The sequence below is a fragment of the Anaerotruncus sp. DFI.9.16 genome, assembly GCF_024461615.1.
In the GTDB taxonomy this organism is placed as follows: Bacteria; Bacillota; Clostridia; order Oscillospirales; family Ruminococcaceae; genus Anaerotruncus; species Anaerotruncus massiliensis.
In genome coordinates this window covers 1-25,212 of sequence record NZ_JANFZX010000004.1, presented here as the reverse complement: position 1 = coordinate 25,212, position 25,212 = coordinate 1, and the positions used below count along the sequence as shown (strand labels likewise).

Genomic DNA, 25,212 nt, shown 5'->3' with positions numbered 1-25,212 from the left:
TCGTGGCGAAGCGAAGAAGAAAGACCAAGCAGAAGGTGGAGTTTTCCAAAAAGATACTGCTCTTTGCGGCAGTTATCAACCTTGTCGTAATCGTCTTCACCCTCGTAGTGGTGTGGAGGACGTGCGACCTCTCTCCGTTGGCGTATCTAATCCCCTCTGTGGCGGCTGAGACCGCCACAGGGACGGGTTTCTACTACGCAAAGGCAAAGGTCGAGAACCGCATAAAACTCATGAAGCAGAACCATTTAGAGGTCACAGAGAACACATTCAATGATATAGGAGGTTTAGGATAATGATTGATTTGACTCAGGTTATCACCACAGCGATTACGCTCATTCTCGCTTGTATCTCCGCTTTTCTGATTCCTTATCTGAAAAGCAAGCTCAAGGCAGAGCAGTTCGACAACATCATCATGTGGGTCAATATCGCCGTGGAAGCGGCTGAAATGATTTACACTGGTACAGGCAGGGGTGAGGAAAAGAAGCAGTACGTGCTTGACTTCCTCAACAGCAAGGGATTTACCCTCAATGCGGCTGAAATAGAGAACCTTATCGAGTCTGCCGTGTTGCAGTTGAAGCAGATGGGGAAGTAGTTAAAGTAGTGGAAAATCGGTTTTTGCGTAAACTTTCTCTTAATACGCGCGTATTTAGCAAAAGTTACACGCAAAAAGCCAAGAACAACTACTTTAACTACTTCAACGGAAAAAGAGGAAGCCTGACGCACGTCAGACTTCCTCTATTATCATCACAAACCCGAAACAATGTTTTACGAAAAACAAAGTGTTCGGATTTGCACCTTTTGGTGGAGACGAAGGGGATCGAACCCTCTACCTCTTGAATGCCATTCAAGCGCTCTCCCAGGTGAGCTACGCCCCCACGGTCATGGTGACCCATCGGAGATTCGAACTCCGGACACCTTGATTAAAAGTCAAGTGCTCTGCCAACTGAGCTAATGGGTCGATGCTGCGGTCGCAGGCACTGTGTCTGTACGACGCTTGATTATTATAGCAAAACAGGGACAGCTTGTCAACTATTCGGGACGAAATTTTTACAGGGAAAGGGATTCGACAGGAAAAGCCCCGTGACAAACCGGGGCCGATTTGGTAAAATGGGACCAATGGCTGAAAGGGGGTGCGCGCGTGAACGCGGGACAGATGGATATCCGGATGCTCCGGGGCGTGGGGGAGACCCGCGCGCGCACGCTCGCGAAGATGGGGATCGCGACGCTGGAGGATCTGCTGCTGCACTATCCGCGCGGCTATATCGACCTTTCGGCGCCCTGCGGCATCCTGGACGCGCCGCTCGACCGGCCTTGCGCGGTGCTCGCCACGGTGATCAAAAAGTCGGGGGAGATCCGCACGCGCGGCGGGCTCAAGATGTACAAGGCGACCGTTGCGGACGACAGCGGCGAAATGGAGCTGACCTTCTTCAACACGAAGTATGCGGTGGAATCGCTCGACTACGACGCGGCCTACCTCTTCTACGGGCGGGTGGAGGGCAACCTCCTACGCCGGGAGATGCGCGCGCCCCAGATTTTCCCGCCGCGTGCCGACCGGCCCTTCTTCGCGGTCTACCCGCTGACGGCGGGCGTCTCCGCCCGGACTTTTTCGGGGCTGGTGGAGCAGGCGCTGAAGCTCTCGCCCATCCTGCCCGAACGGATCCCGGCGGACATCAGGGCCGAATACCGCCTGGAGGAAATCTCCGGGGCGGTGCGCGCCATCCACCGCCCGCAAAATTCCGACGAGATCGAAACAGCCAAGCGGAGGCTCATCTTTGAGGAGCTCTTCACGCTGGCCGCCGGGGTCGGCCTGCTGCGCACCCGCACCCGCGCGGCCGCCGCGCAGCCGATGGAACCCCATTCGCTGCAGCCCTTCTACGACGCGCTGCCCTTTACGCTGACGGGCGCGCAGCGCCGCGCGATCGAGGAATTGACCGCCGACATGCGCAGGTCCGCCCCGGCCAACCGGCTCGTGCAGGGGGACGTCGGCTCGGGCAAGACGATGGTCGCGGCGGCGGGGGCGTATTTCGCGTTTCTGTCAGGCGCACAATCGGCGATGATGGCTCCCACCGAGCTGCTCGCGCGGCAGCACTATGAGGGCCTTTCCCCCCTCTGCGGGCGGCTGGGGATGAAGGTGGGCCTGCTCGTCGGCTCGATGACGCCCGCCAAAAAGCGCGCGATGCACGAGGCGCTCGCGGCGGGGGAATTCGACCTCTGTATCGGCACCCACGCGCTGCTCTCGCAGGGGGTGTCCTTTCAAAACCTCGCGCTCGTCATCACCGACGAGCAGCACCGGTTCGGGGTGGCGCAGCGCGCCGCGCTCGGCCAGAAGGGCCGGCACGCCCACACGCTAGTCATGTCCGCGACCCCCATTCCGCGCACCCTCGCGCTGATGATCTACGGGGAACTCGACGTCTCGGTGATCGACGAGCTGCCGCCCGGGCGCAGCCCGGTGCTCACCTACAAGATCTCGTCGGGCAAGCGGGAACGGGCCTTCGGGTTCATCCGGGAGCACCTCGACCGGGGGCTGCAGGCGTACATCGTCTGCCCGCGCGTCGAGGCGGGGGAGGAGGACACCGGCCTGCGCGCCGCAACCGACTACATGCTAGAGCTTTCGGGCGGGGCATTCAAGGGCTACACGGTCGGCCTCCTGCACGGCAGGATGAAGGCCGCGGACAAGGAGCGCACGATGGCGGGCTTCCAGGACGGGACGGTGCAACTGCTCGTCTCGACCACGGTGGTCGAGGTGGGGGTGGACGTGCCCAACGCGGTCATCATGATGGTGGAGAACGCCGAGCGGTTCGGCCTGAGCCAACTGCACCAGCTGCGGGGCCGGGTCGGTCGGGGGAAGGAGCAGTCCTACTGCATCCTGCTCTCCGACAGTACGAGCCCCGAGACGCTCGACCGATTAAAGACGATGTGCAGGACGAACGACGGGTTCGCCATCGCGGAATACGACCTGCGCACCCGGGGACCGGGCAATTTCCTCGGGCAGCAGCAGCACGGCCTGCCGCAGCTGCGCATCGCGGACCTCGCGACCGACGTGGAGGTCGTGGCCGAGGCGCAGCGGGCGGCGAACCGCGTGCTTGCGGACGACCCGGCGCTGCAAAAGCCGGAGCACGCCGCGCTGCGCGCGGCCGTCGAACGGCTGATGGACTCGGTGGGGGAGCGCCCCAACTGAAGCGGCCCGCGGGCCGCGCCTTCCGGACAAAATCAAAAAGAGCGGCGGGGGGGGGGGGGGGCCCCCCCCCGCTCTTTTGATATCTGCTTATTTCTGTTTGGACTGGTAGATCGCGTAGGCGTCGCGGGCGATCATGAGCTCCTCGTTGGTGGGGATGACCCAGACCTTCACGCGGCTGTCGGAGGTGGAGATCTCCTCCTCGTCGCCGTGGTTGGCGGCATTTTTCTCCTCGTCGATCTGGATGCCGAGGAATTCCATGTTGCGGCAGACCTCCTGGCGCAGCCCGGGGGAGTGCTCGCCGATGCCCGCGGTGAAGATGACCGCGTCGAGCCCGTTCATCGCGGCGGCATAGGAGCCGATGTACTTCTGGATCTGGTAGTTGAGCATGTCGATCGCGATCTGTGCGCGCTCGTTGCCCTCGGCGCAGGCGTTCTCAACGTCGCGGTGGTCGCTCGAGACGCCCGAGACGCCCAGCAGGCCGGATTTCTTGTTGATGACGTTATGTATGCCCTCCAGGTCGAGGCCCGCCTTCTGGGCCATCGGAAGCAGAAGCGAGGGGTCGATGTCGCCGCTTCGGGTGCCCATCATGAGGCCGGCGAGCGCGGTGTAGCCCATCGTGGTGTCGACCGATTTGCCGCCGTCGACCGCGCAGAGGGAGGAGCCGTTGCCGAGGTGGCAGGAGACGATCTTGAGCTCCTCCACCGGCTTGCCGAGCAGCTTTGCGAGCCGCAGGGAGACATAGCGGTGGCTGGTGCCGTGGTAGCCGTAGCGGCGGAAGCCGTAGTCCTTGTAATAGTCGTAGGGGATCGCGTACATATACGCCTTGGGCGGCATGGTCAGATGGAAGGAGTTGTCGTAGACGGCGACCTGGACCTTGCCGGAGAAGGTGTCCTGGCAGGCTCGGATGCCGGTGAGCATGCCGGGCAGGTGCAGGGGGAACATCTCGGTGGTGGCCTCGATGTCCTTCAAAACCTCGGGGGTGATCTCGTTGGAACAGGGGGAAACCCGGCTGAACGCCAGCCGGTGGCCGACGGCGACGATGTCGTCGATGCTGTCGATGACCTTGGTCTCGCCCGAAAGCAGCAGGTCGACGACCCGGTCGAGCGCGGCCTTGTGGTTGGGCAGGTCGGTCTCGACGACCTTCTTGGTGCCGAAGTACTTGTAGGTGATCTTGCCGCCGTCGATGCCGATGCGCTCGCAGTTGCCCGAGACGAGCACCTGCTCGCTCTCCATGTCGATGAGCTGATACTTGAGGGACGAACTGCCCGCGTTGACCACAAAGACGTTGTTCATCCGTTTGCCCGCGTTGACCACATGCACGTTGTTCATGATGATTGCTCCTCCTTATTCTGCCCGCCGGATGATCCCCATGGGGGTCTGCTCACTGCACTGGCCGAGCGGGTTGTCCTTCAAAATTTTGCAGAGCAGATCGCGGTCCATCTTCCTGTCGGAGGTGCCGAGGATCTGCCCTTCGAGGTCGTTGATGTCGGTGATGGCCACCGGCGTGCCGCCGATGCGCCGGGAGATCTCCGCCGCGACCTCGTCGGGACGGTCGGGGCCGAGCACGACGTAGTGGTTGTAGGGCGGCAGCGTGAAGTCGCACGGCCCGTCGATGCTGCGCGCCTTGTAGCCCGCGATGTTGTAGAACCATCCGCGGATGTGGAAGAGCTTGCCCACGGCGGAGACGGCGGCGGCGAAGAGGATGCGGATGGTGCCGCACTCCTGGAGCGCCATCTCCATCGTCTCGGGCATCGCGAGCCCGATGCCGTAGGGGGTGCGCAGCACGAACCGGCTGAGGAAGCGCGCGAGCGGCCGGGGGTGGATGTCCTCGAGCGGAATGGCGCGGCGCTGGGTGCAGGCGACCGCCTTCTCGGTGATGAAGACGATATCCCCCGGCTCGGTGAGCGGGGAAACGTATTTTTCCACCACGTCGCAGATGTTGTCCTGATCGGTGATGACGTGCGTTTTGATGCACAGCCGCCGGTAGCCGACGCCGTCCACCTCGATGACCTCGTTCTTTTCCGGGTTCACCACATAGCCCGCCGGGGTCTCCTCCCGCTCGGGTTGGGCCGCGGGCGCTTCCTGCGCGGATGCGTCCCCGGCGGGGGCGTCCGCGGTCTCCGGCGCGGCGTCCAGAACGGCGTCCTCCGGCTGCGCGCCGATGGGCGCGGTTTGTTCGTTCGACATGTTGACCATCCCTTATCTTAAATTACCTGTTTATTGTGAGGTTCAATCACCAAGATTATACAACGTTTCCGTCCGTCCGTCAAAGGGCGCGGCCTTATTCGGCTGGAACAAACTGGATTTCGTCCGGAAAGAGGAGTTCGTCCTCCCCGAGCGCCGCGCCGTCCCGGAGCCGGAGGTCCGCGCCGCAGTCCCACAGGCTGAAGCCTTCGCTTCCGGTAAAGGCGCGGGACCCGTCGGGCATCGTGAGCCAGACGGCGGCTTCCTCCAGCCGGTCGGCCTCCGATTTGAAATAGGCCGCGATGTAGCAGTTTTCCGGGAGCCCGTAATTGAGGCAGACCGGGACGCGCAGGGCGCTGCCGTCGGCCTCCGGTTTGGAGGAGAGCAGATTGTAGCTGCGGGATTCCGGGGAACCGTCGGAAAATTCGTAGGCGCTCGCGCCGTCATAGGAGAGCGTCCGCCCGGAGGCGTTGAAGAGCAGGTCGGGCAGGCCGTTTTCACCGGTGTCGAGGAAGCGGTAAACGGGCTGCGCGAGGGAAAAATACGCCATGCGGTAGCCCCCGCCCGGCTGGGAGTGGAAGAAATAGGCGGGCGCGGGCGAATTCCCGAAGCACATGGCCTGCGGCAGGGCGGAGACGATATAGTCCCGCGCGCCGTCGCCGTTCACGTCGCCCGCCGCGATGTCGTACCGCATGAGCGGGAGCACCTCGGGCCCAAACTCCTCGGCGTACCCGGCGAGGAAGAAGTCCTCCGCCTCCGCCGGGAGGGAAAAGCCCACGGGCAGGTTGTCCTCCCCGGCCTCGTACTCCCCGGATTCGAGCGCGAGCAGGACATGGTCGCTCTTCCATTCGAGCGAATCCAGCGCCACGGGCGGCGGGGGAACTTCCGTTCCCGCAGGGGCGGGCGCCGGAGAAGCCTCCGGAGCCGCCGCGCTTTCGGGTACGGCGCTTTCGGACGCGGCGCTTTCCGGGGCGGGCGCCGCCGTTGGCGCGCCGCAGGCGGTGAGCGCGAGGGCGAGCGAAAGCGGCAGGGCGAACAGGGCGGACGTTTTCATCATAGCCCTCCCGTCAGACGGTTTTCTGCGCGGCGAGCGAGCGGTCGCGCCAGACGCACCAGGCGGTGATCGTGACAATGACGATCACGCCGCCCGCGAGGGCGAAGACGCCGGGACGCTCGCCGGTGAAGAGGAAGACCCACACGGGGTTTAGAAGCGGTTCGATCGCGCCGAGCAGCGAGCACATGAGCGCGGGGCAGTCCTTGACGGCGATGCCGTAGAGGACGTAGGGGATGCCGAGCTGGACGACGCCGAGCGCGAGGATGCTCAGGACGGCGGGCGCGGTGACGGGGGTGTCGAAGACGAACATGAAGGGGATGCCCGCGGCGGCCGTGAAGAGATGGCCGAGCAGGATGCCGCTCATGCGGCTCTCCTCGTCGGTGTTGCCGGTGATGATATACATGCAGGCCATCGAGAGGCCGGCGAAGATCGCGACGAAGTTTCCCAGCAGGTTGCCGGGCGCGAGCTGGTCGAGGAAGAAGAGCGCGATTCCGCACATCGTAACCGACACGGTGATCACGTCCGCGCGGGAAAATTTCTGGCGCAGGAAGATCGCCGACAAAATCAGGATGAAGACGGGCGCGGTGAACTGGAGCACGATGGCGTTCGCCGCGGTGGTGAGCTTGTTGGCGGAAACGAAGGCGAGGAAGGTCAGCGCCAGAAAGACGCCGCTCACGAGGGAGGCGCGGTTGAGGCGCAGCCGCTGTTTCGTGGCGCGCAGGTAGATGACGACGCAGCCCGCGGAGATGAGGCTTCGCCATCCCGCGATGACCAGTCCGTTCCAGGGGATCATTTTGATGAAGATGCCGGCGACGCTCCAGAGGGTGGCACAGATCATCATCAGGAAGATCGCGCGCTGCTGCGCCTTTTGGGAGCTCATGGGGAAGACCTCCGTTTCAGTGATTTACAACAGTTCCTATCCTATCGTAAAAAAGCCTCAAATACAAGGTCCTTATTCAACAAATTGCTTTATTTTACGGGAAAAACTGTGTATAATAATACCTATCATCACCCGTTGAAGGAGCGCCGCATGGTTTTTGCAAATCTGCTGTTTATCTATCTGTTCCTGCCGCTCAATATCCTCTTTTACTTTCTTTCGAAAAAGCTCGTCTACCGCAACCTGGTGCTGGTGGCGTTTTCCTTCCTGTTCTACGCCTGGGGCGAGCCGGTGTGGTTCCTGCTGCTGCTGACCTCCGCCGCGTTCGACTACATGCACGGACGGCTGATCGAGCGCTACCGGGGGACCTGGGCGGCCAAGGCGGCGCTCGCCTCCTCGCTGGCGCTCAACCTCGGGCTGCTCGGCACCTTCAAGTACAGCGGCTTTCTCGTTCAGAACCTGAACGCCCTGCTGGGCACCGCCTTTCCGGTGCCCGCTTTTGCGCTGCCCATCGGCATCTCCTTCTACACCTTCCAGACGATCTCCTACGTCGTCGACGTCTACCGCGGGGACGCCAGGGCGCAGCCCAACCCCGTCTATTACCTGCTCTACCTGTCGATGTACCACCAGCTGGTGGCGGGCCCCGTCGTGCGCTACGCCGACGTGGCAAGGGAGATCACCGCGCGGACGACCGACGCCGTCTCCTTCTCGGAGGGGCTGACGCGGGTCTGCTTCGGGCTGGCGAAAAAGGTGCTCGTCGCCAACACCGCGGGCTCCCTCGCGGACAAGTTCCTGCTGGCCCCCGCCTCGGGCCTTTCGGTCGGCGGGGCGTGGTTCGGCGCGGCGATGTTCACTTTGCAAATCTATTACGACTTCTCCGGCTACTCCGACATGGCCATCGGGCTGGGGCGGATGTTCGGCTTCCACTATAAGGAGAACTTCAACTACCCCTATGTCGCCCGCTCCGCCACCGAGTTCTGGCGGCGGTGGCACATCTCCCTCTCGAGCTTCTTCCGGGACTACGTCTACATCCCGCTCGGCGGCAACCGGAAGCACCAGTATCTGAACCTGCTGGCCGTGTGGCTGCTGACCGGGCTCTGGCACGGCGCGAGCTGGAACTTCATCCTCTGGGGGCTCTACTACGGCGCGTTCATCGCGCTCGAGCGGCTCTTCCTCGGGGACCTGCTCGACCGGCTGCCGGCGGTGTTCGGGCACCTCTACCTGCTGCTGCTCGCCACGACCGGCTGGGTGATCTTCTACTTCACCGACCTTGGCAAGCTCGGCGGATACCTCTCGGTCATGTTCGGCCTTTCGGGCGCGCGCGGCTGGGACAGCAACGTGCAGATCACCCTGCTCAACAACATCTTCTGGGTGGCGCTGGCGGCGTTCTTCTGCATGCCGGCCGTCAAATGGCTCAAGCGCGCGGTCTCCGAGCGGCTCGACCCGGGGAAATCCGCCGTCCTGCTGGCGCTTTCGCCAGCGCTCTGCTTCCTCCTGCTCATCGTCTGCACCGCGCAGCTGGTCGGGCAGAGCTACAACCCCTTCCTCTATTACCGTTTCTGACCGGGGGAATCCCCGGTTTCCGGAGGCTTTATGGACCAGTACCGCAAACAGAACTATGTCTACCGTCCCGCTCCCAAGCGGGCCGCGCGCCCGCGCGGCCCCGAGGAGGAGCGGGAACGGTATTACGCGCTCATCCGCCACCGCATCGATCCGGAGCGGCTGCACAGGCTGAGCTGGGTCAACATTGCCGTGCTCTGCGGGGCGCTGCTGGCCTTCTTCTTCGGCTCGCTGCTGGGCCCCAAGCCCGAGCGCTCCGCGGTGGAGAAGCGCGACCTCGCGCGGTTTCCCGCCTTTTCGGCCGAGGCGCTGAGGAGCGGGACGTTCACGCGGGACATCGAAACGTGGTACGCCGACACCTTCCCCTTCCGGGACGGGTTCGTGGGCCTTTCCGCCGTCGTGGACGAGGCGCACGGCGTGCGTGTCGACGACGTGCGCATCGTCGCGCCCTCGGGCGGCGAGGCGCAGGACCTTCCCGACGCCTCCAACCAGCCGCCCGCCGCGCCGCAGGAGCCCCAGCCGGCGCCCGCCGAATCGGGGGATTCCTCCTCCGCGCCCGAATCCCAATCCGACGCGTCCTCCGCGCCCGAAACGCCGCCGCAGCCGGTGGACGACGGGGCCGCGCCCGGCGCGATCAACAATGGCACCTTCGTCTACAGGGGGATGGCGATGTCCCTCTTCGGCGGCAGTCCCGACAGCGGGAGATGGTACGCGCAAGTGCTTAACGCCTACCATGAGGAGCTGCCCGACGTTCAGATCTACAATATGATCATCCCCACGGCGATCGAGTTCTACGTCCCGGACAAATACCGCGACCTCACCCAGTCCCAGAAGGCGATGATCGACCTCGTCTACGGGACGCTCGACCCGTCGATCAAGAAGGTGGACGCCTATTCGGAGCTCGCGGCGCACACGGACGAGTATATCTACTTCCGCACCGATCACCACTGGACGGGCCTGGGCGCCTATTACGCCTACCGGGCGTTCTGCGGGGAGGCGGGGCTGACGCCCAAGGAGCTGAGCGATTTTGAGACGCGCCGGCTCGACGATTTCATCGGCACGATGTATTCCCAGACGCAGGACACCACCCTGCTAAAGAACCCCGACTATGTCGACTACTATCTCTTCAAGCAGCCCTACGAGGCGCAGCGGTTCCTGGTGGACGCCCCCTACAGCGGGGTGGACAGTACCCTCTGGGGGGAGTACGCGCAGAGCCCCAACAGCTATTCCGTCTTCCTGCACGGGGATTTCCCCCTCGTCCAGGTCAAGACGGGCATCGGCAACGGGCGCAGGATTCTGGTCGTCAAGGAGTCGTTCGGCAACGCCTTCGCGCCCTTTTTGATCAACCACTACGACGAGGTGTATATCGTCGACCAGCGGTATTTCCAGCTCCCGCTCGTCGACTTCATCAGGGAGCACGGCATCAACGAGCTGGTCTTCGCGAACAATTCCTTCGCGGTCTGCACCCCCTACCACATCCGGTGCATCGACAACATGCGCCACCAGGTATTCGTTCCGCGCGCCCTCCAGGCGGACGTCCCCCAGGCCGGGGAACCGGAGGAGTCCGACGAGGACGCGCGGGAGCAGGAGGAACAGGAGCCGCCGGACGAGGGGGACCGTCCCCGCAGGCTGCGGCCGCGCGGCGGATAAAGGAGGGGAACCGGCATGAAAATCGGGAGACGCGCGTTGGCGCTGGCGCTCAGCCTGGCGCTGCTCTGTTCCTGCGCGCCGATGGAACCGGGGACGCAGGAATCCGAGCCGATGCGGGTCGTGCGGGTGCTGACCCTCCTGGTGCCCAACACGCTGGACCAGGTCGTGCTCGAGCAGGCGGACGCGTTCGCGGCGGACGCCGCGCGCCTGAGCGGCGGGCAGCTCGTGATCGACGTGCGCACCGGGCGGGCGCCCGCCAATGCGCTCACGGGCGGGGAGGCGGACCTCGCCTTTTTGCGCAACGCGCAGATGGCCCAGCTCGACGAACGCTTTTCGACCTTCGCGCTGCCCTTCCTCTACGACGACCACCAGCATTTGAGCCTCGCGCTCAATTCGGAGGAGCTGCTCGGGCGGCTCAACACCGGCCTCCAGCCGCGCGGGATCCGCCTGCTGAACGCCTTCTACTCCGGCAGCGCCTTTCTCGTCTCGACGAAGGGGGAGCTGCGTACCCCCTCCGATTACAAGGGGATCGCCGCGGCGCTGCGCACCGACAACGCGGACAAGCTCGCGGTCTTCTCCTCGCTCGGCGCGCGGGTGCTGCCCTATTCGGCCTCCGCCATCCCCAACATGCTCGGCGCGCAGGCGGAGCTGCTCCCCGAGGGGGCGGACGGCCCCGCCGAGGAGGTGACGGTCGACACGATCGAGGTGGATACCGAGCAGGCGCTCGCCCTTGAGGCCGACCCCAACACCCTCTTCTTCATCAAGAGCTACCACGCGGCCGCGCCGCTCTGGCTGGGGGCGAACGAGCAGTCGCTCGCGTCTCTCACCGACTATGAACGCGCGGTGCTCAGCGAGGCCTGCGCCGGGCTGCTCGCCGGGCTCGAGCGGGTCTATACCGACAGGGAGGCGGCGGCCTTCGACGAGCTGCGCGCCCGCGGCGTGGAGGTCGTCGAGATCGAGCGCCAGCAGGTTTCGGCGGTGCTCTACGACAGCTCCCGCAACCTCCCGCTCGACCCCGGGCGGTACCTGCCGCCCGCCTACTTCGACCGCAGACTCTATGAGATCATCCAGAGCTATTCGCCGCTCTCCTGAGGGAACGGAAGGTGTGGAGAGCTTGCCGGGCGGGGGCACACGGGGGAGGACGGCTTGCCCTCCGCCCGTGAGGCGCACGCGCGTCCCGCCTGCGCCATGGAAATGAAAAAAAGGAGCGGCCGCCCGAAATGGGCGGCCCATTTCGGGCGGCCGCTCCTTTATTGCAGTCTGTCAGGGGTGGGCATACGGCAGGGGGCGGCCCGCCCCCTGCCCGTAAAATGCGCCAGTACATTGCCGCCAGCGGCAATGTAGATAGGTCATTTGCGGACGGGAACCGCAAATGACGCGCATTTTCAGTCGTCGTTATCGATGATGCGCAGGCCGCTCGGGGAGCGGCGGATGAGGCCGCCGCTCTTGCTGGAGGAGCTGCGCCCGCGGTCGTCGTCATCGTCGTCGCTGGAACGGCGGTCGTCGAGGTCCTCCGCGCCGATCGCGTCGCAGTAGGTGCAGACGGGCGGCATGTTGGTGGTTTTGTACCATCCGGTGGCGGTGGTGGCGCAGCTGTCGCCCGCCAGGTCGCCCGATTCGGTGCAGTATTCCGCCTGCTGCACATCGCCCCAGATGGGGAACTGCTTGGGCTCGAGCCCCTCGTGGACCTGCTGCATCAGCGTGCGGTAGACCTCCGGCGGCGGATACCAGACGCCGGTGTAACGGATGCGTTCCGGCTCGTCATAGCCCATCCAGATCGCGCAGACATAGTAGGGGGTGTCGCCGATGAACCACTGGTCCTTGTCGTCGTCGGTGGTGCCGGTCTTGCCCGCCACGGGGAAGCTCGCCGAGTTCCAGGGGGCGCGCCCGCCCGTTCCGTGCGGTCCAGTCGTGACCCGCTGCATCAAGCGGTTGATGATCGTGGCCGTCTCGGGGGTGATGACGCGGCGGGGGGTGGTGTCCCGCTCGAGGATGGGGTTGCCGTCCGCGTCAAGCACGCGGGTGTAGGCGTAGGGACGGGTGAAATAGCCGCCGTTGGCGAAAATCTGGTAGGCGCCCGCCATTTCCAGCGGGGAAACGCCGTCGGTCAGGCCGCCGAGCGCCATCGGGAAGACGTCGATATCCGATTTGATTCCGCTGTCGGTGACCTTGCGGTCGACGAGGGAATACATGTCGAGCTTCTCGGTGAGGAAGTCGAAGGAGGTTTTGGGGCCAATCTGCTGGATCAGCTTATAGGGGACGGTGTTGGTGGAGCGCTGAAGCGCCTCGTCGACCGTGATGGGGCCGAGGTAGCCGGAATAGTGGTTGACGAGGGTGTGGGTGCCGAGGTCGACCGGGCCGTCGTCGATTTTGGTGGACCAGGTGACCACGTCCCGTTCGACCGCCTGCAAATAGGCGGAGATCGGCTTGATCGACGAACCGCACTGGCGGTAGGCGTCGGTCGCGCGGTTGAATTCACGCATGCCGCGTTTTTCGCCGATGCCGCCCGCGAGGGCGATGATCTTGCCGTTCGGGTCGAGGATGGCGGCGGCCGACTGCGGGTATTCGCCCTCGTTGGTGACGGTCGGGAAGTTCTTGACGTCGCTGTAGAAGTTGGTGACGATGTCCTGCACCCGCTCGTCGACGGTCGTATAGATCCGCAGACCGCCGCTTGTGACCATCTGCTGGGCGACCTGGTTGGTGTAGCCGTACTGCTCCATCAGGTCGTCGATGACCTGATCGATTACATAGTCGGTAAAATAGCTGTAGACAGGGTTGACGCGGGAGGCGGCGAACTCGGTCTTGAATTCAAGCTTTTCGTTGAGCGCCTCCTCGTACTCCTTGTCGGTGAGGTAGCCCTGCTCGTGCATCGCGAAGAGGATGTTCTCCTGGCGGCGTTTGTTCGCCTCGGGATGGGCCAGCGGGTTATAGGCGCCGGGCGCGTTGGTGATGCCGATGATCGACGCGGCCTCGGCGACCGACAGCTCACTGACGTCCTTGCCGAAATAGGTGTTCGCGGCGGCCTGCACGCCGTAGGCGCCGTTGTTGAAGTAGATGGTGTTCAGATAGGCCTCCAGGATCTGGTCCTTGGAGTAGCGTTTTTCCAGGTTGAGGGCGCGGAAGATCTCCTGCACCTTGCGTTCGATACGCACCTCGTTGTCGCCGGTGATGTTTTTGATGAGCTGCTGGTCGATGGTCGAGCCGCCGGCCTGGGTGGGATAGATCGGGATGAACATGTTGACGAACGCGCCGAAGGTGCGCTTCCAGTCGACGCCCTGATGCGTCCAGAAGCGTTGGTCCTCGATGGCGACAACCGCCTCCTGCATGTGCTTGGGGATTTTATCCAGTGAAACCCAAATGCGGTTTTCCGTGGTCTGGAGCTGCTGGAGCACCTTGGGCTCGCCCGTCTCCGGATCGGTTTCCTCGGTGTAGAGGATGGTGGAGTAGCGCAGGTTCAGGTCGCTTAAGCTGATCTCCTCGTCCGAGTTGATATAACGCAGGATGTAGACGGTCAGCACCGACGCGATGATGCATCCGGTGATGATCCCCACCATAATCAGCGCGGCGATGACCCGCCCGATATTCGCAAGGGTGCCTCGGATGACACCCCCGCCCTTTTTATCTTTGCGAGATCCCAAAACAGAATCCTCCCATCTATCAGGAAAAAGTCACACTCCGGCAGTTTAGCATATCCTATAGTATACCACAATCGAAAGGCAAAGTGTTACGGTTTTTTAAACGAATTTCCGCGAAAAGGCGCGGGAAAGCAACAATTCCATCAATCTGTATATTCTGCCTATACTGTGTCCAAAATATTGTAAACGAATCCGTCTTCCCGGAATCTTGAACGAATCAAAGAGGTGCGTTCTTATGCGCAATGCGATTTTGCTGACTTTGGTGGGGATTGTCGCTGTTTCCCTGCTCACCGTGGGGGTGGTCTACGCCCTGCCCCAGGAATCCCCCGCGGAATTTTCTTCCGGGGCCTCCGCGGAAGCTCTTTCCTCGGAGGACACCTCCGGCTATCCTTACCTGCTGCGCAGCTACGACGGCAAGCTGGCGGTGTTTACCGACGACCTCGTGGAGCCGGACCTCGTGTTCGACGTCTACGTGCGCACGCTGCCCGAGTACGACCAGCAGCAGCTGGAACGCGGGGTGCGCGTCAAGGATTACGACAAACTGACCGCGCTCATCGAGGACTATATCAGCTGACGAATCGATGTGGGGCTTCCCCCTTTTTCCGCCGCTCCTTTATAAGAGTGGCGGAAAAAGGGGATTTTTATGCGAAAGTGCACGGCCATCTTTGCGCCGCCGTCTCCGCGCCGGTGGGCGGAGGGTTTTCGTACGGATGGGAGGATCACGGTCAAGGCCAAGGATTTGGAGGAAAAAGGAAGCGGTTGAGAGGGAAAGGGCGTTGTTACGGTTCTGTCATTTTTCCCGGGAGGCTGTAACCGAATTGTAACCGCTTTGTAATCAAAAAAGGCGGAATCGGAACCCCTCCGGGGATATAATAAATACAGGGTAAGGGCTCTGGTAAAGCCTCCTCCTGAAAAATCAGTTTTAAAATGGCGTCGGGTCTGATCAGCCCGGAAATCTCTCTCTAATCTGCCTGAAGCGGCTGCACATGCAGCCGCTTTTTATTTTGCTTTCGCGCCGGCGCGCGGGAAAAAGAGCCAGCCGGGCGGCTGGCTCTTTTTGGCTTATTTGCGGAAATTTTCATAGATCAGCCGCAGCCCGTCGAGGGTGAGGGTGCGGTCGATCGCGTGGAAGACGCCCGTTTCGTCCCCGATCAGCCGCGCGAGCCCGCCGGTCGCGACGACCTTCACGTCGCCGTCCAGCTCCGCCTTCATCCGCGACACGATGCTGCTCACCGCGCCCACATAGCCGTATACCGCGCCCGCCTGGAGGCTTGCCACGGTGTTGCGCCCGATGACACGCCCCGGCGCAACCAGCTCGACGCGGGGGAGCTTGGCGGTCTTGGTGAACAGCGCCTCCATCGAGATGCGGATGCCGGGGAAGATCGCGCCGCCGAGGTAGGCGCCCCGCGCGTCGACCGCGTCGAAGGTGGTCGCGGTGCCGAAATCGACCACGATCAGCGGGCCGCCGTACTTGTGGAAGCCGCCGACCGCCGCGACCAGCCGGTCCGCGCCGACCTCCTTCGGCTGCTCGTAGCGGTTCTCGATTTGAAAGGGGAGGTTGTCCCCCGCCACGAGCGGGACTTTGCCGTAGAAGTATTTTTTAACCGCGTTGCTGATCGAATACATCACCTGCGGCACGACCGAGGTGATGACCACGTCCTCGATTTCCCTGCGGTCAAAGCCGTTTTCACGGAAAAACTGGGAGGTGAAAAGCCCCACCTCGTCGGAGGTGATGTCCCGGTTGGTCCCCAGCCGGAATGAGCCCGCGAGCCGCTCCCCGTCGAATATGCCGAATTCCATGTTGGTGTTTCCGATATCAATTGCAAGCAGCATCCTGTTTCCTCCGTCCTCCGGGCGCGCCCGGCGTAAAGACGGCGGCCGCGCCGTCTTTTCTCAAACCAGTATAAGGCAGGGGAGAGCGTTCGTCAACGAAAACTTTTTGCCCCGCGCGGGAAGAATTTATGCAAAGGTTCTTGACGTTTTTCGCGCGGGATGCTATACTATTTAGGCATCAGCGTGCTAGTATGGCTCAGTTGGTAGAGCAGCGCATTCGTAATGCGCAGGCCGTCGGTTCGAGTCCGACTACTAGCTCCACGGAAACCCGCAAGGCAAGCCGCCTTGCGGGTTTTCTGCTTTTTCGTTCCCTCTCCGCGGGGCTGGATTTGTCGTTCGTTTGTCGTTCATCTCCGTCGAAGCCCACGCCGTGCAGCCCTGCGCGACAAACCGGGACACGAACCCATTGCCAAACACTGTTATCGGCCCCGGACGGCAACCCGCCGTCCGGGGCCTTTTTCGGCGGATTTGCCCGGGGGAACCCCGGCCCGGGCACGCCCGGGCCGGTGGCAGGGATGATTTCCCAGTACCGAAAAATGTCGAAAAAGGGGTTGACAAACGCCAAAAGTGGTATTATTATAACAATACCACATGAGCTTAATATACATATAAATTTTTATTATATTATTATTTAAACACATTATGCACAATAAGGATATATTAAAATATGACCACATGGAGGCGGAGAGATGTCCTTTGTATCGACCGGTGAGATGACGCGAAAAGCCCGGCAGGAGGGCTATGCGGTCCCCGCGTTCAACGCGGAGAATCTGGAGATGGCGCAGGCGATCATCCAGGCGGCCAGCCGGGAGGGCTCCCCGGTCATCCTGCAGACCACCCTGCCGACGGCGCGCTACTGGGGGATGGACGAGGCGGTTGCCGTGACCGCCTCGCTGGCCCAGGAGGCACCGGTGCCGGTGGCGCTTCATCTCGACCACAGCAATTCCTTCGACGAGGTGATGCGCGCCGCGCGCGCGGGCTACACCTCGCTGATGTTCGACGGGTCGGCGATGCCCTATGAGGAAAACCTCCGCCTGACCGGACGGGTGGTGGAGGCCGTGCGTCCGATGGGCCTCACGGTGGAGGCGGAGCTCGGACGGGTCGGCGGCAAGGAGGATTCCGCCGCGGCTCCAAAGGCCGCCCTCACCGACCCGGAAGAGGCGCGGGCATTCGCGGAAGAGACGGGCGTCGGGCTCTTCGCCCCCGCGATCGGCACGGCGCACGGGTTCTATAAGGGGGAGCCGAGGCTGGATTTCGCGCTGCTGGGTGAGATCCGCAGACTGGTTTCCGTCCCGCTCGTCCTGCACGGGGGCTCGGGGCTCCCGGACGGGATGATCCGCCGGGCGATCGGGCTGGGCATCGCGAAAGTCAACTTCGCCACCGAGCTGCGCGCCGCCATGACCGCGGCCGTGTGGGAAACGATGGAGGGGGACCGGGAGGTCATCGACCCCAAAAAGTACCTCGGACGGGGCCGGGAGGCCGTGGAACGGCTGTGCGTCGAAAAAATCCGCCTGTGCGGTTCAAACGGGCGGGCGTAGCGGATCAGGGCAGAGACAGAAGAGAAGGGAGCTTGAATCGGCGTGAATCACAAGGAAACGGGAACCCAGTACAAATATGAGGAGCTCTACGACGCCCTCGTGGAAAAGATGAATTCCGGCTGCTGGAAGCCGCACGACAAGATTTTGCCCGAACGGGAGCTGTGCGCGCTGTACGGGGTTAGCCGCATCACCGTGCGGGACACCCTCAAGCGGCTGGAGGAGGACGGGTACATCTACCGCAAGCAGGGCCGCGGCACCTTTGTGGCGGTGCGGCAGATCGAGCAGAAGCTCACCAAGCTCTACAGCCTGCGGGAGGAGTTCGCCGCCAAGGGGATTCCCCACACCAACCGGATCCTCTCCTTCGAGACCGTCGCGGCGGACGAGGCGCTGGCACGCAGCCTGCTGATCTCGCCCGGGGACCGGGTCTACAAGCTGGTGCGCTGCCTCTATGCGCGCAGCCAGCCCTACACGGTGGAGACCTCCTTCATCCCGGCGGCGGTCTATCCCGGCATGACGCGGGAGCTGATTCGGGAGCACGGGCTGTACGGGTCGATGCAGACCTACAACATCATCCCCCAGCGCGCGGTCGAAAAGCTGCGGCTCGTCCAGGTTTCCGCCGAGGACGCGGAGCTGCTCCTCATCAAGCCGAAGGAGAGCGCCATCCAGATTGAGCGGACGACCTTCAGCGGGGAGCGGTGCATCGAGTATACGATCAACATCATCAAGGGGGATTTTTTCGTCTACACTGTGGAACTGAAGTAACGTTGATCCGGGAGGAACAAGATGAACTATTACCTGAGCGTGGACGGCGGCGGGACCAAGACCGATTTCCTGCTGACCGACCGGGCGGGGCGCCCGGTGGCCCGCCGCAGGCTGGGCGGCTGCACCTACTCCTACATTGGTCAGGACGGCGTGTGCGAGCTGCTCGAGGAGGGCGCGCGGCTCCTGCTGCGGGACGCGGCGGCCGGGGAGGACGAGGTGGCGTGCGCGGTCTGGGGAATCCCCTGCTACGGGGAGGACCGGGCGTTCGACGGCTATGTGTCCCGGAGGCTCCCCCGTGTCCTGCCCTGCGCGCACAGGCTCTGCAACGACGTCGAGCTGGGGCTCGCCGGTTCGCTGCTGCTGGGGCCGGGGGTGCATGTCGTGGCGGGCACGGGCGCGATCGCGATGGGACGGGATCCCGGCGGGAAAACCGCGCGCGCGAACGGCTGGCACGAATTCTTTTCGGACGAAGGCTCCGCCTACTGGCTCGGGCGGCAGGCGCTGGCGCTCTTCGCGCAGCAGGCGGACCGCCGCAGGGAACGCGGGCCGCTCTATGAGCTGCTCCGGGCCGAGTGGGGGCTGGAATCGGACTACGAGGTGATCCGCTACTACCGCGAAAACCTGGAGAACCGGCGGGAACGGATCGCGGCGGTGCAGAAGCTGCTCTGCCGCGCCGCCGAGGCCGGGGACCGGGATGCCGCGCGGCTCTACGAACAGGCGGCGCGGGCCCTCGCGCGGACGGTCGGCGGCGTGCTGCGGCAGCTGGATTTCCCGGAGGGGGAGCCGGTGCGCGTCTCCTACTACGGCGGCGTCTACCGGGCGGGAGCGCGGATCCTCGCGCCGTTCGGGCGGCTGCTCGGCGAAATGGGCGCGGTCCGCACGCCGCCGGCGCTGCCGCCGCTGTGCGGGGGCGTACTGCTGGCCGCGCAGGCGGACGGGCGCGATGATCCCGCGGAGATCGCGGAGACCCTCAAGAGCTTTGAAGAAATGGAGCGGAAATGATGTTTACAATCGAACAGGAAATCTTTTCGCAGGACCGCGCCCTCGGGCGGACGGCGCGGTATTTGCAGGAATATGCCGGCGGCATCCGCGCGGCGCTCCGGGAGGACCGGCCGGAAAAGCTCGTCTTTCTGGGCTGCGGCTCGAGCTACATGCTCGCCGCTGGGGCGGCGCACCTCTTCTCCGTGCGGGGCGGGACGCAGGCGGTCGCGCTCGCGGGCGGCGAGGTGATGCTCGCCCCCGGCCGGTACGCCGGGCTCTTTGAGGGGGCGCTTGTGCTCCCGCTCTCCCGCTCGGGGGAGACGAGCGAGGTGCTGCTCGCGCTGGAGCGGATGAAGCAGCGGGCGCGCTTCCGGACGCTGGGGATCACCATGAAGGCGGACAGCAGCCTGCGCGGGCGGACCGACCTGCTGCTCGAGCTGCCCTGGGCGTTCGACGAGAGCGTCTGCCAGACGCGCACCGTCACCAACCTCTACGCGGCCCTGCTGGAGCTCTTCACGGTGTACAGCGGCGACGAAAGCCTCCGGGAGAGCCTTGGACGGGCGGTCAAGGGCCAGGGGGCGTGGATTTCCGGCCACAGCGGTGACTGCCGGCGGATCGCCTCCGTCGGCTGGGACAACGTCACGGTCCTGGCGGACGGCGAACTCTGCGGGATCGCCAAGGAGGGCGCGCTCGCCTTCACCGAGGTCTGTATGCTGCGGGGGGAATACTTCCGCCTGCTCGACTACCGGCACGGCCCGATCGTCGTGGCGGACGGCAAAAAGCTTGTCATCGCCGCGATGGGACCGTGGGAGGAGAGCTACCAGAAGCAGATGGTGGCGGATATCCGCAAACGCGGCGCCGCCGTGGCCGCGCTGGGCGCGCAGGAGGAGAACATCTGGGGCGCGGACTTCTATTTCCCCGTGCGGGGGATCGCGGATTACGCCGCGTGGGGCCTGCCGTTCATCGCGCTGTGCCAGATGATCGCCTTCTATAAGGCGGTGGAACGGGGCCACAACCCCGACATGCCCGACGGGCTGGACCCCTACATTTCGCTGGACTAGGCCGTGTGAAACGGCGCGGCGCTTGTGGAAGAGAGGAAGCCGATGAAAAAGTATGTACAGCTCTATCTGGGCGGGCCCGGGGGACGGGCGGTTTCGGAGGAGGCCATGCGCGCGGCGCTGGCTCCGATGGAACGCGCGGAGTCGTTTGCCGGCGTGATCGCCGGCTGGACCGTCCGGCCGGAGCCCTATCGGTGGCTGCGCCGTTTCACACGGGAGCGGGGGCTGAAGCTCTATCTCTGGCTCCCGGTCCTCTCGGAGTTCGGAGAGCTGCGCCCCTTCCGGGGCGTCGAGGGGTTCGGCGGAAAGCCGCTCGGCGGCGCGCGCTTCGACGGCGACGAGACGTTCGATTTCTGCTGCCCCACCCGGCGGGACACCGGGCGGTTCCTGCTGGAAATCTATGAGGAACGGTTCGCTTGGGCGGAGTTCGACGGGGTGTTTCTCGACCGCATTCGCTTTCCCGCCCCCTCGGCGGGGCCGCAGGCGCTCTTTTCCTGCCTCTGCCCCGCCTGCCGGGAGGCTTACGGGGCGGCGGGGCTGACGGAGGAGATGCTGCGTGCGTGCCGCGACCGCCTGCGGGCGGAGGAAAAGCCGCTCGGGATCGAAAGCCGCCGGGAGGGGCGCTACCGCTTTGCCGACCCGGCGTTCGCGTCCTATCTCGACTGCCGCGCCGGGCTGGTCACCGCCCTCGCGGGGCGGCTGGCCGACTGGTTCCACGAGCGGGGGCTCGCGGTCGGGCTCGATCTCTTTTCGCCGCTGCTCGCGCCCTTTGTGGGGCAGGACTACGGGGCCCTCTCCAAGAAGGCGGACTTTGTGAAGCCGATGCTCTACCGCTATACCGACACGCCCGCCGGGATCTTCTACGAGCTGCGGGGGATCGCCCGCGCGTTCGCGCCCGCCGGGCGGGAGGAGGCCTACTTCCGCGCGCTCTGCGAAGCGGCGGGGGCGCGGCCCGAAGAGGGCGGCGGGGCGTGCTTTTCCGCCGAGCTCGCGGCGGCGCGGGCGCTCTGCGCCTGCGAGGTGCTCGCAGGAATGGAGCTGCACACGGTCCCCGGGAGGCCGCCCGTCACGGCCGGCCAGGTCGGGGACAGCGTGAGGCGTGCGGCGCGCGGCGGCGCGGCGGGCGCGGTGGCCTCGTGGAACCTGCTGGCCGCGCCGGAGGAGACGGTCCGCGCCTTCGCGGAGATGCCAAAGGAGAAATGACCATGAAGCATACACTGGAATTCCGGGAAATCTGCAAATCCTTCGCGGGCGTCCGGGTGCTTGACCGGGTGAGCTTTTCCGTGGAGGGGGGCGAGGTGCTCGCGCTCGTGGGGGAGAACGGCGCCGGAAAGTCCACCCTGCTGAAAATCCTCAACGGCGACTACCGGCAGACGTCCGGAAGCTACCTGCTAGACGGGCAGGAGCGGCATTTTTCCAGCCCGCAGGAGGCGATCGCCGCCGGCATCGGGCTGATCTATCAGGAACGCCAGATGTTCCCCGACCTGAGCGTGGCGGAGAACATCTTTGTCGGCAACCTGCCCATCAGGGGCGGGCGGGTCGACTTTCCCGCCCTCAACCGGATGGCGCGGGAGCTGATCGCGGAATTCGGGCTGCCGCTGCGCCCGGGGGACAAGGTCCGGGACCTCTCGGTGGCGATGCAGCAGATGGTGGAAATCATGAAGGCCTACTCCCGGCGGCCCAAGGTGCTCGCCTTTGACGAGCCGACCGCCTGCCTTTCGGACAAGGAGGCGCAGGTGCTCTTCACGCTGATCGACCGGTTGCGGGAGAAGGGGCTCATCGTCATCTACGTTTCCCACCGCATGAACGAGATCTTCCGGCTCGCAAGCAAGATCGTCGTGCTCAAGGACGGGGAGTTCATCGCGGAGCACCGGGCCGCCGACACCGACGAAAACCGCCTGGTGGGCGAAATGGTCGGCCGTCCGGTGGGCGGCATGTTCAGCGGGCTCGTGCGCGCCGAACCGTCGGGGGAGGAGATCCTCCGGGTGCGGGGGCTCACCGGCAGGGGCTTTGCCGACGTCGGCTTCTCGCTGCGGCGGGGGGAGATCCTCGGGTTCTTCGGGCTTGTGGGCGCGGGGCGCACCGAGGTGATGCTCGCGCTCTTCGGGGCGGTCCCGGCCGAGGCGGGCGAGATCGAGTTGCGGGGGAAGCCCTGCCGCATCCGCCGCACGCGCGACGCGATCGACCAAAAGATCGCCTACTGCCCCGAGGACCGCAAGCAGCAGGGGATCATCCCGCTGCGGCCGGTGAGGGACAACATCAGCGTCGTGGTGCTCCGCGGGCTGTGCAGGGGGCCGTTCATCAGCAGCCGGCGGGAAAACGCCTTTGCGAGGGACTATGTGGAGGAGTTCCGGATCAAGACCTCCTCGATTGAAAAGCCGATCTACCAGCTCAGCGGCGGCAACCAGCAGAAGGCGCTGCTCGCCCGCTGGCTCTCCGCCAAGCCGGAGATCCTCATCCTTGACGAGCCGACCAAGGGCATTGACGTGGGGGCGAAGGCGGAGATCTACCGGATGATCTGTGACGTCGCAGCGCAGGGGGTCGCGGTGATCCTCGTCTCCTCCGAGCTGCCCGAGATCATCGGCCTGAGCGACCGCATCGTCGTGATGCGCAACCAACGGGTGGCCGGGGAGCTCGACGGGCACACCGCCACCGAGGAGCAGGTGCTGCGGTACGCAATGCTGGATAACAGGGAGGGAACCACTTGAAAGAGTCGAAACTGCGGGAGATGAGCAGGCGGGCGCTGTCCTCCAATCTGCTGGGGCTGTTCGTCGTCCTCATCCTGATGTGCGTCGTCTTTACCATTCTGAAGCCCGGCTTTCTCACCGGGAAAAACCTGCTGAACATTCTGACCGCCGCGTCGCTGAGCGGGCTGATCGCTATCGGCGAATCCTACCTCATCATAGCGGGCCAGATCGACCTTTCCCCCGGCGCGATCGCGGCGTTCGCGGGCGTCTTTTCCGCGCTGCTCGCCCAGCGGGGGATGCCGATCCTGCTGATCATCCTGATCACGGTGGCGGTGGGCGCGCTCTTCGGCGCGGTCAGCGCCTTCCAGGTGAACGCGCTGAAGATCCAGCCGTTCATCGCGACCCTCGCGGTCATGTCGATCGCGCGCGGGCTGGCCTACATCATCTGCGCGGGCAAGCCCGTCTTCATCAGCCACAACACCTATATCAAAATCGGCATCACCCGCATATTGGGGATCCCGCTGCCGGTGATCATCCTCGTGGTGATGTTCCTCGTCTGGGGCGTCGCGCTTTCCAAGACCCGCTTCGGCCGCAACGTCTACGCGGTGGGCGGGAACCCGGCCGCCGCCCGGCTGGCGGGCATCAACGCCGACGCGGTCAAGCGCGGGCTGTTCATCCTCTCCTCCTGCCTCGCGTCGCTGGGGGGGATCATCCTGGCCTCCCGCATGAACACCGGGCAGCCGGGCGCGGCGAGCGACGTCGACTTCGACGCGATCACCGCCTCGGTGCTGGGCGGCATCGCGATGACCGGCGGGACCGGCTCGCTCAGCGGGACCTTTTTGGGGGTGCTGATCCTCCAGGGGTTCAACAACGGCCTGCTGCTGCTCAACGTCTCCACCTTCTGGCAGGACGTTGCGCGCGGCCTGCTGATGATGTTTGCACTGACCTTCGACTTCTATAGAAAGCAGCGAAGGGAGGGGTAGCCCCATCCGATGTTCCCGCGAGGGATGACGATCAGATTCGTATTTTAAAACCCGATGTGGAAAGGAGAACGTAATGAAAAGAAAGCTCACCGCACTGCTCTTGACCCTCCTGATGGTGCTCGCCCTGCCGGCATGCTCGTCCGCGCAGCCCGAACCAGCCGCTCCAGAGGCCCCGCCCGCCAGCGCGGCTGACCCGGCCGGGGAAACCCCCGCGCCCGCCGAGACGCCCGCTTCCGGGGAGAAGATCAAGATCGCCGCGATCTACCGCGACATGACCCAGTCCTGGTTCATCCAGGAGGCGGCCGCCGCGACCGCCACAGCCGAGGAACTCGGCATGGAGCCGCTCATCGTGGGCGATTCGAAGGAGGACCCCTCCGTCTACGTCAACGTGCTGGACAACGTCCTCTCGCAGGACATCCAGGGGCTTATCGTCAACATCTGCGACCAGCAGCTGAGCAAGATGACCGTGGACAAGTGCGCCGAGGCGGGCATCCCCGTCGTGGCGGTCGACGTCCCGCTCATCGACGACGCGGGCAACTACCTCGCGCCCGCCATTGAGCTCGACTCCTACCTCTCTGGCAAGACGATGGGTGAATGGCTGGCCGACTACATCGGCAAAAACGAGCTGATGACCGAGCCGGAGACCACCGGCATGATGATCCTCGCGATGGAGAAGGTTACAAGCTGCGTGCCGCGCTCCGACGGGCAGTACGACGCCTTCAAGGCGGCGTTCCCCGAGTTCCCCGAGGAGAACATCATCCGCATCGACTACGGCGGCGGCTCGTCCGACGAGGGCTACAACGCGGCCGCGGCCACCATCACCGCCAACCCCCAGATCAAGCGCTGGTTCGTGACCGCGGCCAACGACGAGGGCGCGCAGGGCGCGACCCGCGCGCTCGAGCAGGCGGGCCTCGACAAGGATGCCGTCGTGATCGGCCTGGGCGGCTACCACGCGAAGGACGAGTTCCGCAAGGACTACTCCTGCTTCATCGCCTCCGCCTACATTCAGGCGTCGGTGCCCGGACAGGAGTCGGTGAAGGCGCTCTATGAGAAGATCGCCAACGGTACGCCCATCTTTGAGGAGTACAAGACGGATAAGGCCTACGGCGTCTATCCGTTCAGCGCGGTCATGGTGACGGCGGAAAACTTTGAAGAGATCATGGGCGAGGATGCGAAATAACGCGACGCCCCCAAAAAAAGGAGGGGGGGGGGGGGGGGGGGGGGGGGGGGGG

Annotated in this window: 21 protein-coding genes and 3 tRNA genes; 16 read left to right on the top strand and 8 right to left on the bottom strand. The window is 64.3% G+C overall.

Annotated elements, in window-relative coordinates; genetic code table 11:
• The first annotated feature begins 2 nt into the window (after positions 1-2).
• Together NE609_RS03165 and NE609_RS03160 are read left to right on the top strand one after the other, a co-directional pair.
• Positions 3-293 (top strand): hypothetical protein, encoded by a 291-nt coding sequence (locus tag NE609_RS03165; RefSeq protein WP_256151671.1) that lies wholly within the window; start codon positions 3-5, stop codon positions 291-293.
• Entirely contained in the window at positions 293-592 is a 300-nt protein-coding gene (locus tag NE609_RS03160; protein ID WP_256151670.1) for a phage holin, LLH family, read from the top strand. Before NE609_RS03165 ends, NE609_RS03160 begins: the two co-directional genes overlap by 1 nt.
• Before the next feature lie 207 nt (positions 593-799).
• Here NE609_RS03160 and NE609_RS03155 read toward each other — a convergent pair.
• Positions 800-875, bottom strand: a tRNA-Ala gene (locus NE609_RS03155).
• 7 nt (positions 876-882) lie between these two features.
• A tRNA-Lys gene (locus NE609_RS03150) sits at positions 883-958 on the bottom strand.
• A 180-nt stretch (positions 959-1,138) separates the two neighbouring features.
• Here NE609_RS03150 and recG point away from each other — a divergent pair.
• Positions 1,139-3,178, top strand: coding sequence for an ATP-dependent DNA helicase RecG (gene recG / locus NE609_RS03145; RefSeq protein ID WP_370867126.1), 2,040 nt, complete (start codon positions 1,139-1,141; stop codon positions 3,176-3,178).
• Positions 3,179-3,265: 87 nt separating this feature from the next.
• Here the strand turns inward: recG and NE609_RS03140 are convergent, their stop codons facing one another.
• The 4 genes from NE609_RS03140 to NE609_RS03125 form a co-directional block, all read right to left on the bottom strand.
• Positions 3,266-4,507 carry an acetate/propionate family kinase gene (locus NE609_RS03140; protein WP_243107419.1) on the bottom strand — a complete coding sequence of 414 codons (1,242 nt, stop codon included), beginning with the start codon at positions 4,505-4,507 and terminating at the stop codon, positions 3,266-3,268.
• A gap of 15 nt (positions 4,508-4,522) precedes the next feature.
• Positions 4,523-5,365 carry a coenzyme F420-0:L-glutamate ligase gene (locus NE609_RS03135; protein WP_256151669.1) on the bottom strand — a complete coding sequence of 281 codons (843 nt, stop codon included), beginning with the start codon at positions 5,363-5,365 and terminating at the stop codon, positions 4,523-4,525.
• Positions 5,366-5,459: 94 nt separating this feature from the next.
• Positions 5,460-6,416: a hypothetical protein gene (locus NE609_RS03130; protein WP_256151668.1), complete on the bottom strand. Its 957-nt coding sequence runs from the start codon at positions 6,414-6,416 to the stop codon at positions 5,460-5,462.
• A 13-nt stretch (positions 6,417-6,429) separates the two neighbouring features.
• Entirely contained in the window at positions 6,430-7,296 is an 867-nt protein-coding gene (locus NE609_RS03125) for a DMT family transporter (RefSeq protein ID WP_121586423.1), read from the bottom strand.
• Positions 7,297-7,446: 150 nt separating this feature from the next.
• Here NE609_RS03125 and NE609_RS03120 point away from each other — a divergent pair, with 150 nt between their 5' ends.
• From NE609_RS03120 to NE609_RS03110, 3 genes are read left to right on the top strand one after another with little or no spacing between them, the layout of a single operon-like run.
• Complete coding sequence (locus NE609_RS03120) at positions 7,447-8,856, top strand: MBOAT family protein (RefSeq protein ID WP_256151667.1); 1,410 nt, start codon at positions 7,447-7,449, stop codon at positions 8,854-8,856.
• A gap of 30 nt (positions 8,857-8,886) precedes the next feature.
• Positions 8,887-10,503 (top strand): DHHW family protein, encoded by a 1,617-nt coding sequence (locus NE609_RS03115; protein WP_256151666.1) that lies wholly within the window; start codon positions 8,887-8,889, stop codon positions 10,501-10,503.
• Positions 10,504-10,518: 15 nt separating this feature from the next.
• Positions 10,519-11,595 (top strand): hypothetical protein, encoded by a 1,077-nt coding sequence (locus tag NE609_RS03110; protein WP_121586420.1) that lies wholly within the window; start codon positions 10,519-10,521, stop codon positions 11,593-11,595.
• Positions 11,596-11,888: 293 nt separating this feature from the next.
• Here NE609_RS03110 and NE609_RS03105 read toward each other — a convergent pair whose 3' ends face one another.
• On the bottom strand, positions 11,889-14,141 hold the full coding sequence (locus NE609_RS03105) for a transglycosylase domain-containing protein (protein ID WP_101551910.1): 2,253 nt from the start codon (positions 14,139-14,141) through the stop codon (positions 11,889-11,891).
• A gap of 232 nt (positions 14,142-14,373) precedes the next feature.
• On the opposite strand from NE609_RS03105, the gene NE609_RS03100 reads away from it, so the two are divergent.
• Positions 14,374-14,712, top strand: coding sequence for a hypothetical protein (locus NE609_RS03100; protein WP_121586419.1), 339 nt, complete (start codon positions 14,374-14,376; stop codon positions 14,710-14,712).
• A 488-nt stretch (positions 14,713-15,200) separates the two neighbouring features.
• On the opposite strand, the gene NE609_RS03095 is transcribed toward NE609_RS03100, so the two are convergent.
• Positions 15,201-15,971 carry a type III pantothenate kinase gene (locus NE609_RS03095; RefSeq protein ID WP_121586418.1) on the bottom strand — a complete coding sequence of 257 codons (771 nt, stop codon included), beginning with the start codon at positions 15,969-15,971 and terminating at the stop codon, positions 15,201-15,203.
• A gap of 185 nt (positions 15,972-16,156) precedes the next feature.
• Here NE609_RS03095 and NE609_RS03090 point away from each other — a divergent pair.
• The 9 genes from NE609_RS03090 (at position 16,157) to NE609_RS03050 (ending at position 25,160) form a co-directional block, all read left to right on the top strand.
• A tRNA-Thr gene (locus tag NE609_RS03090) sits at positions 16,157-16,232 on the top strand.
• Between the two features lie 428 nt (positions 16,233-16,660).
• Positions 16,661-17,509, top strand: a complete 849-nt coding sequence (locus NE609_RS03085) for a class II fructose-bisphosphate aldolase (RefSeq protein WP_256151665.1) — start codon at positions 16,661-16,663, stop codon at positions 17,507-17,509.
• A gap of 42 nt (positions 17,510-17,551) precedes the next feature.
• Entirely contained in the window at positions 17,552-18,271 is a 720-nt protein-coding gene (locus tag NE609_RS17725; RefSeq protein WP_243107418.1) for a GntR family transcriptional regulator, read from the top strand.
• Between the two features lie 21 nt (positions 18,272-18,292).
• Positions 18,293-19,273, top strand: coding sequence for an N-acetylglucosamine kinase (locus tag NE609_RS03075; RefSeq protein WP_256151664.1), 981 nt, complete (start codon positions 18,293-18,295; stop codon positions 19,271-19,273).
• Positions 19,273-20,313 carry an SIS domain-containing protein gene (locus NE609_RS03070; protein ID WP_256151663.1) on the top strand — a complete coding sequence of 347 codons (1,041 nt, stop codon included), beginning with the start codon at positions 19,273-19,275 and terminating at the stop codon, positions 20,311-20,313. Before NE609_RS03075 ends, NE609_RS03070 begins: the two co-directional genes overlap by 1 nt.
• Before the next feature lie 42 nt (positions 20,314-20,355).
• Complete coding sequence (locus NE609_RS03065) at positions 20,356-21,513, top strand: hypothetical protein (protein ID WP_256151662.1); 1,158 nt, start codon at positions 20,356-20,358, stop codon at positions 21,511-21,513.
• 2 nt (positions 21,514-21,515) lie between these two features.
• Positions 21,516-23,018, top strand: a complete 1,503-nt coding sequence (locus tag NE609_RS03060; RefSeq protein ID WP_256151661.1) for a sugar ABC transporter ATP-binding protein — start codon at positions 21,516-21,518, stop codon at positions 23,016-23,018.
• Positions 23,015-23,980, top strand: a complete 966-nt coding sequence (locus NE609_RS03055) for an ABC transporter permease (RefSeq protein WP_207654190.1) — start codon at positions 23,015-23,017, stop codon at positions 23,978-23,980. Before NE609_RS03060 ends, NE609_RS03055 begins: the two co-directional genes overlap by 4 nt.
• A 73-nt stretch (positions 23,981-24,053) precedes the next feature.
• Positions 24,054-25,160 carry a substrate-binding domain-containing protein gene (locus NE609_RS03050; RefSeq protein ID WP_121586412.1) on the top strand — a complete coding sequence of 369 codons (1,107 nt, stop codon included), beginning with the start codon at positions 24,054-24,056 and terminating at the stop codon, positions 25,158-25,160.
• Positions 25,161-25,212 lie beyond the last annotated feature (52 nt).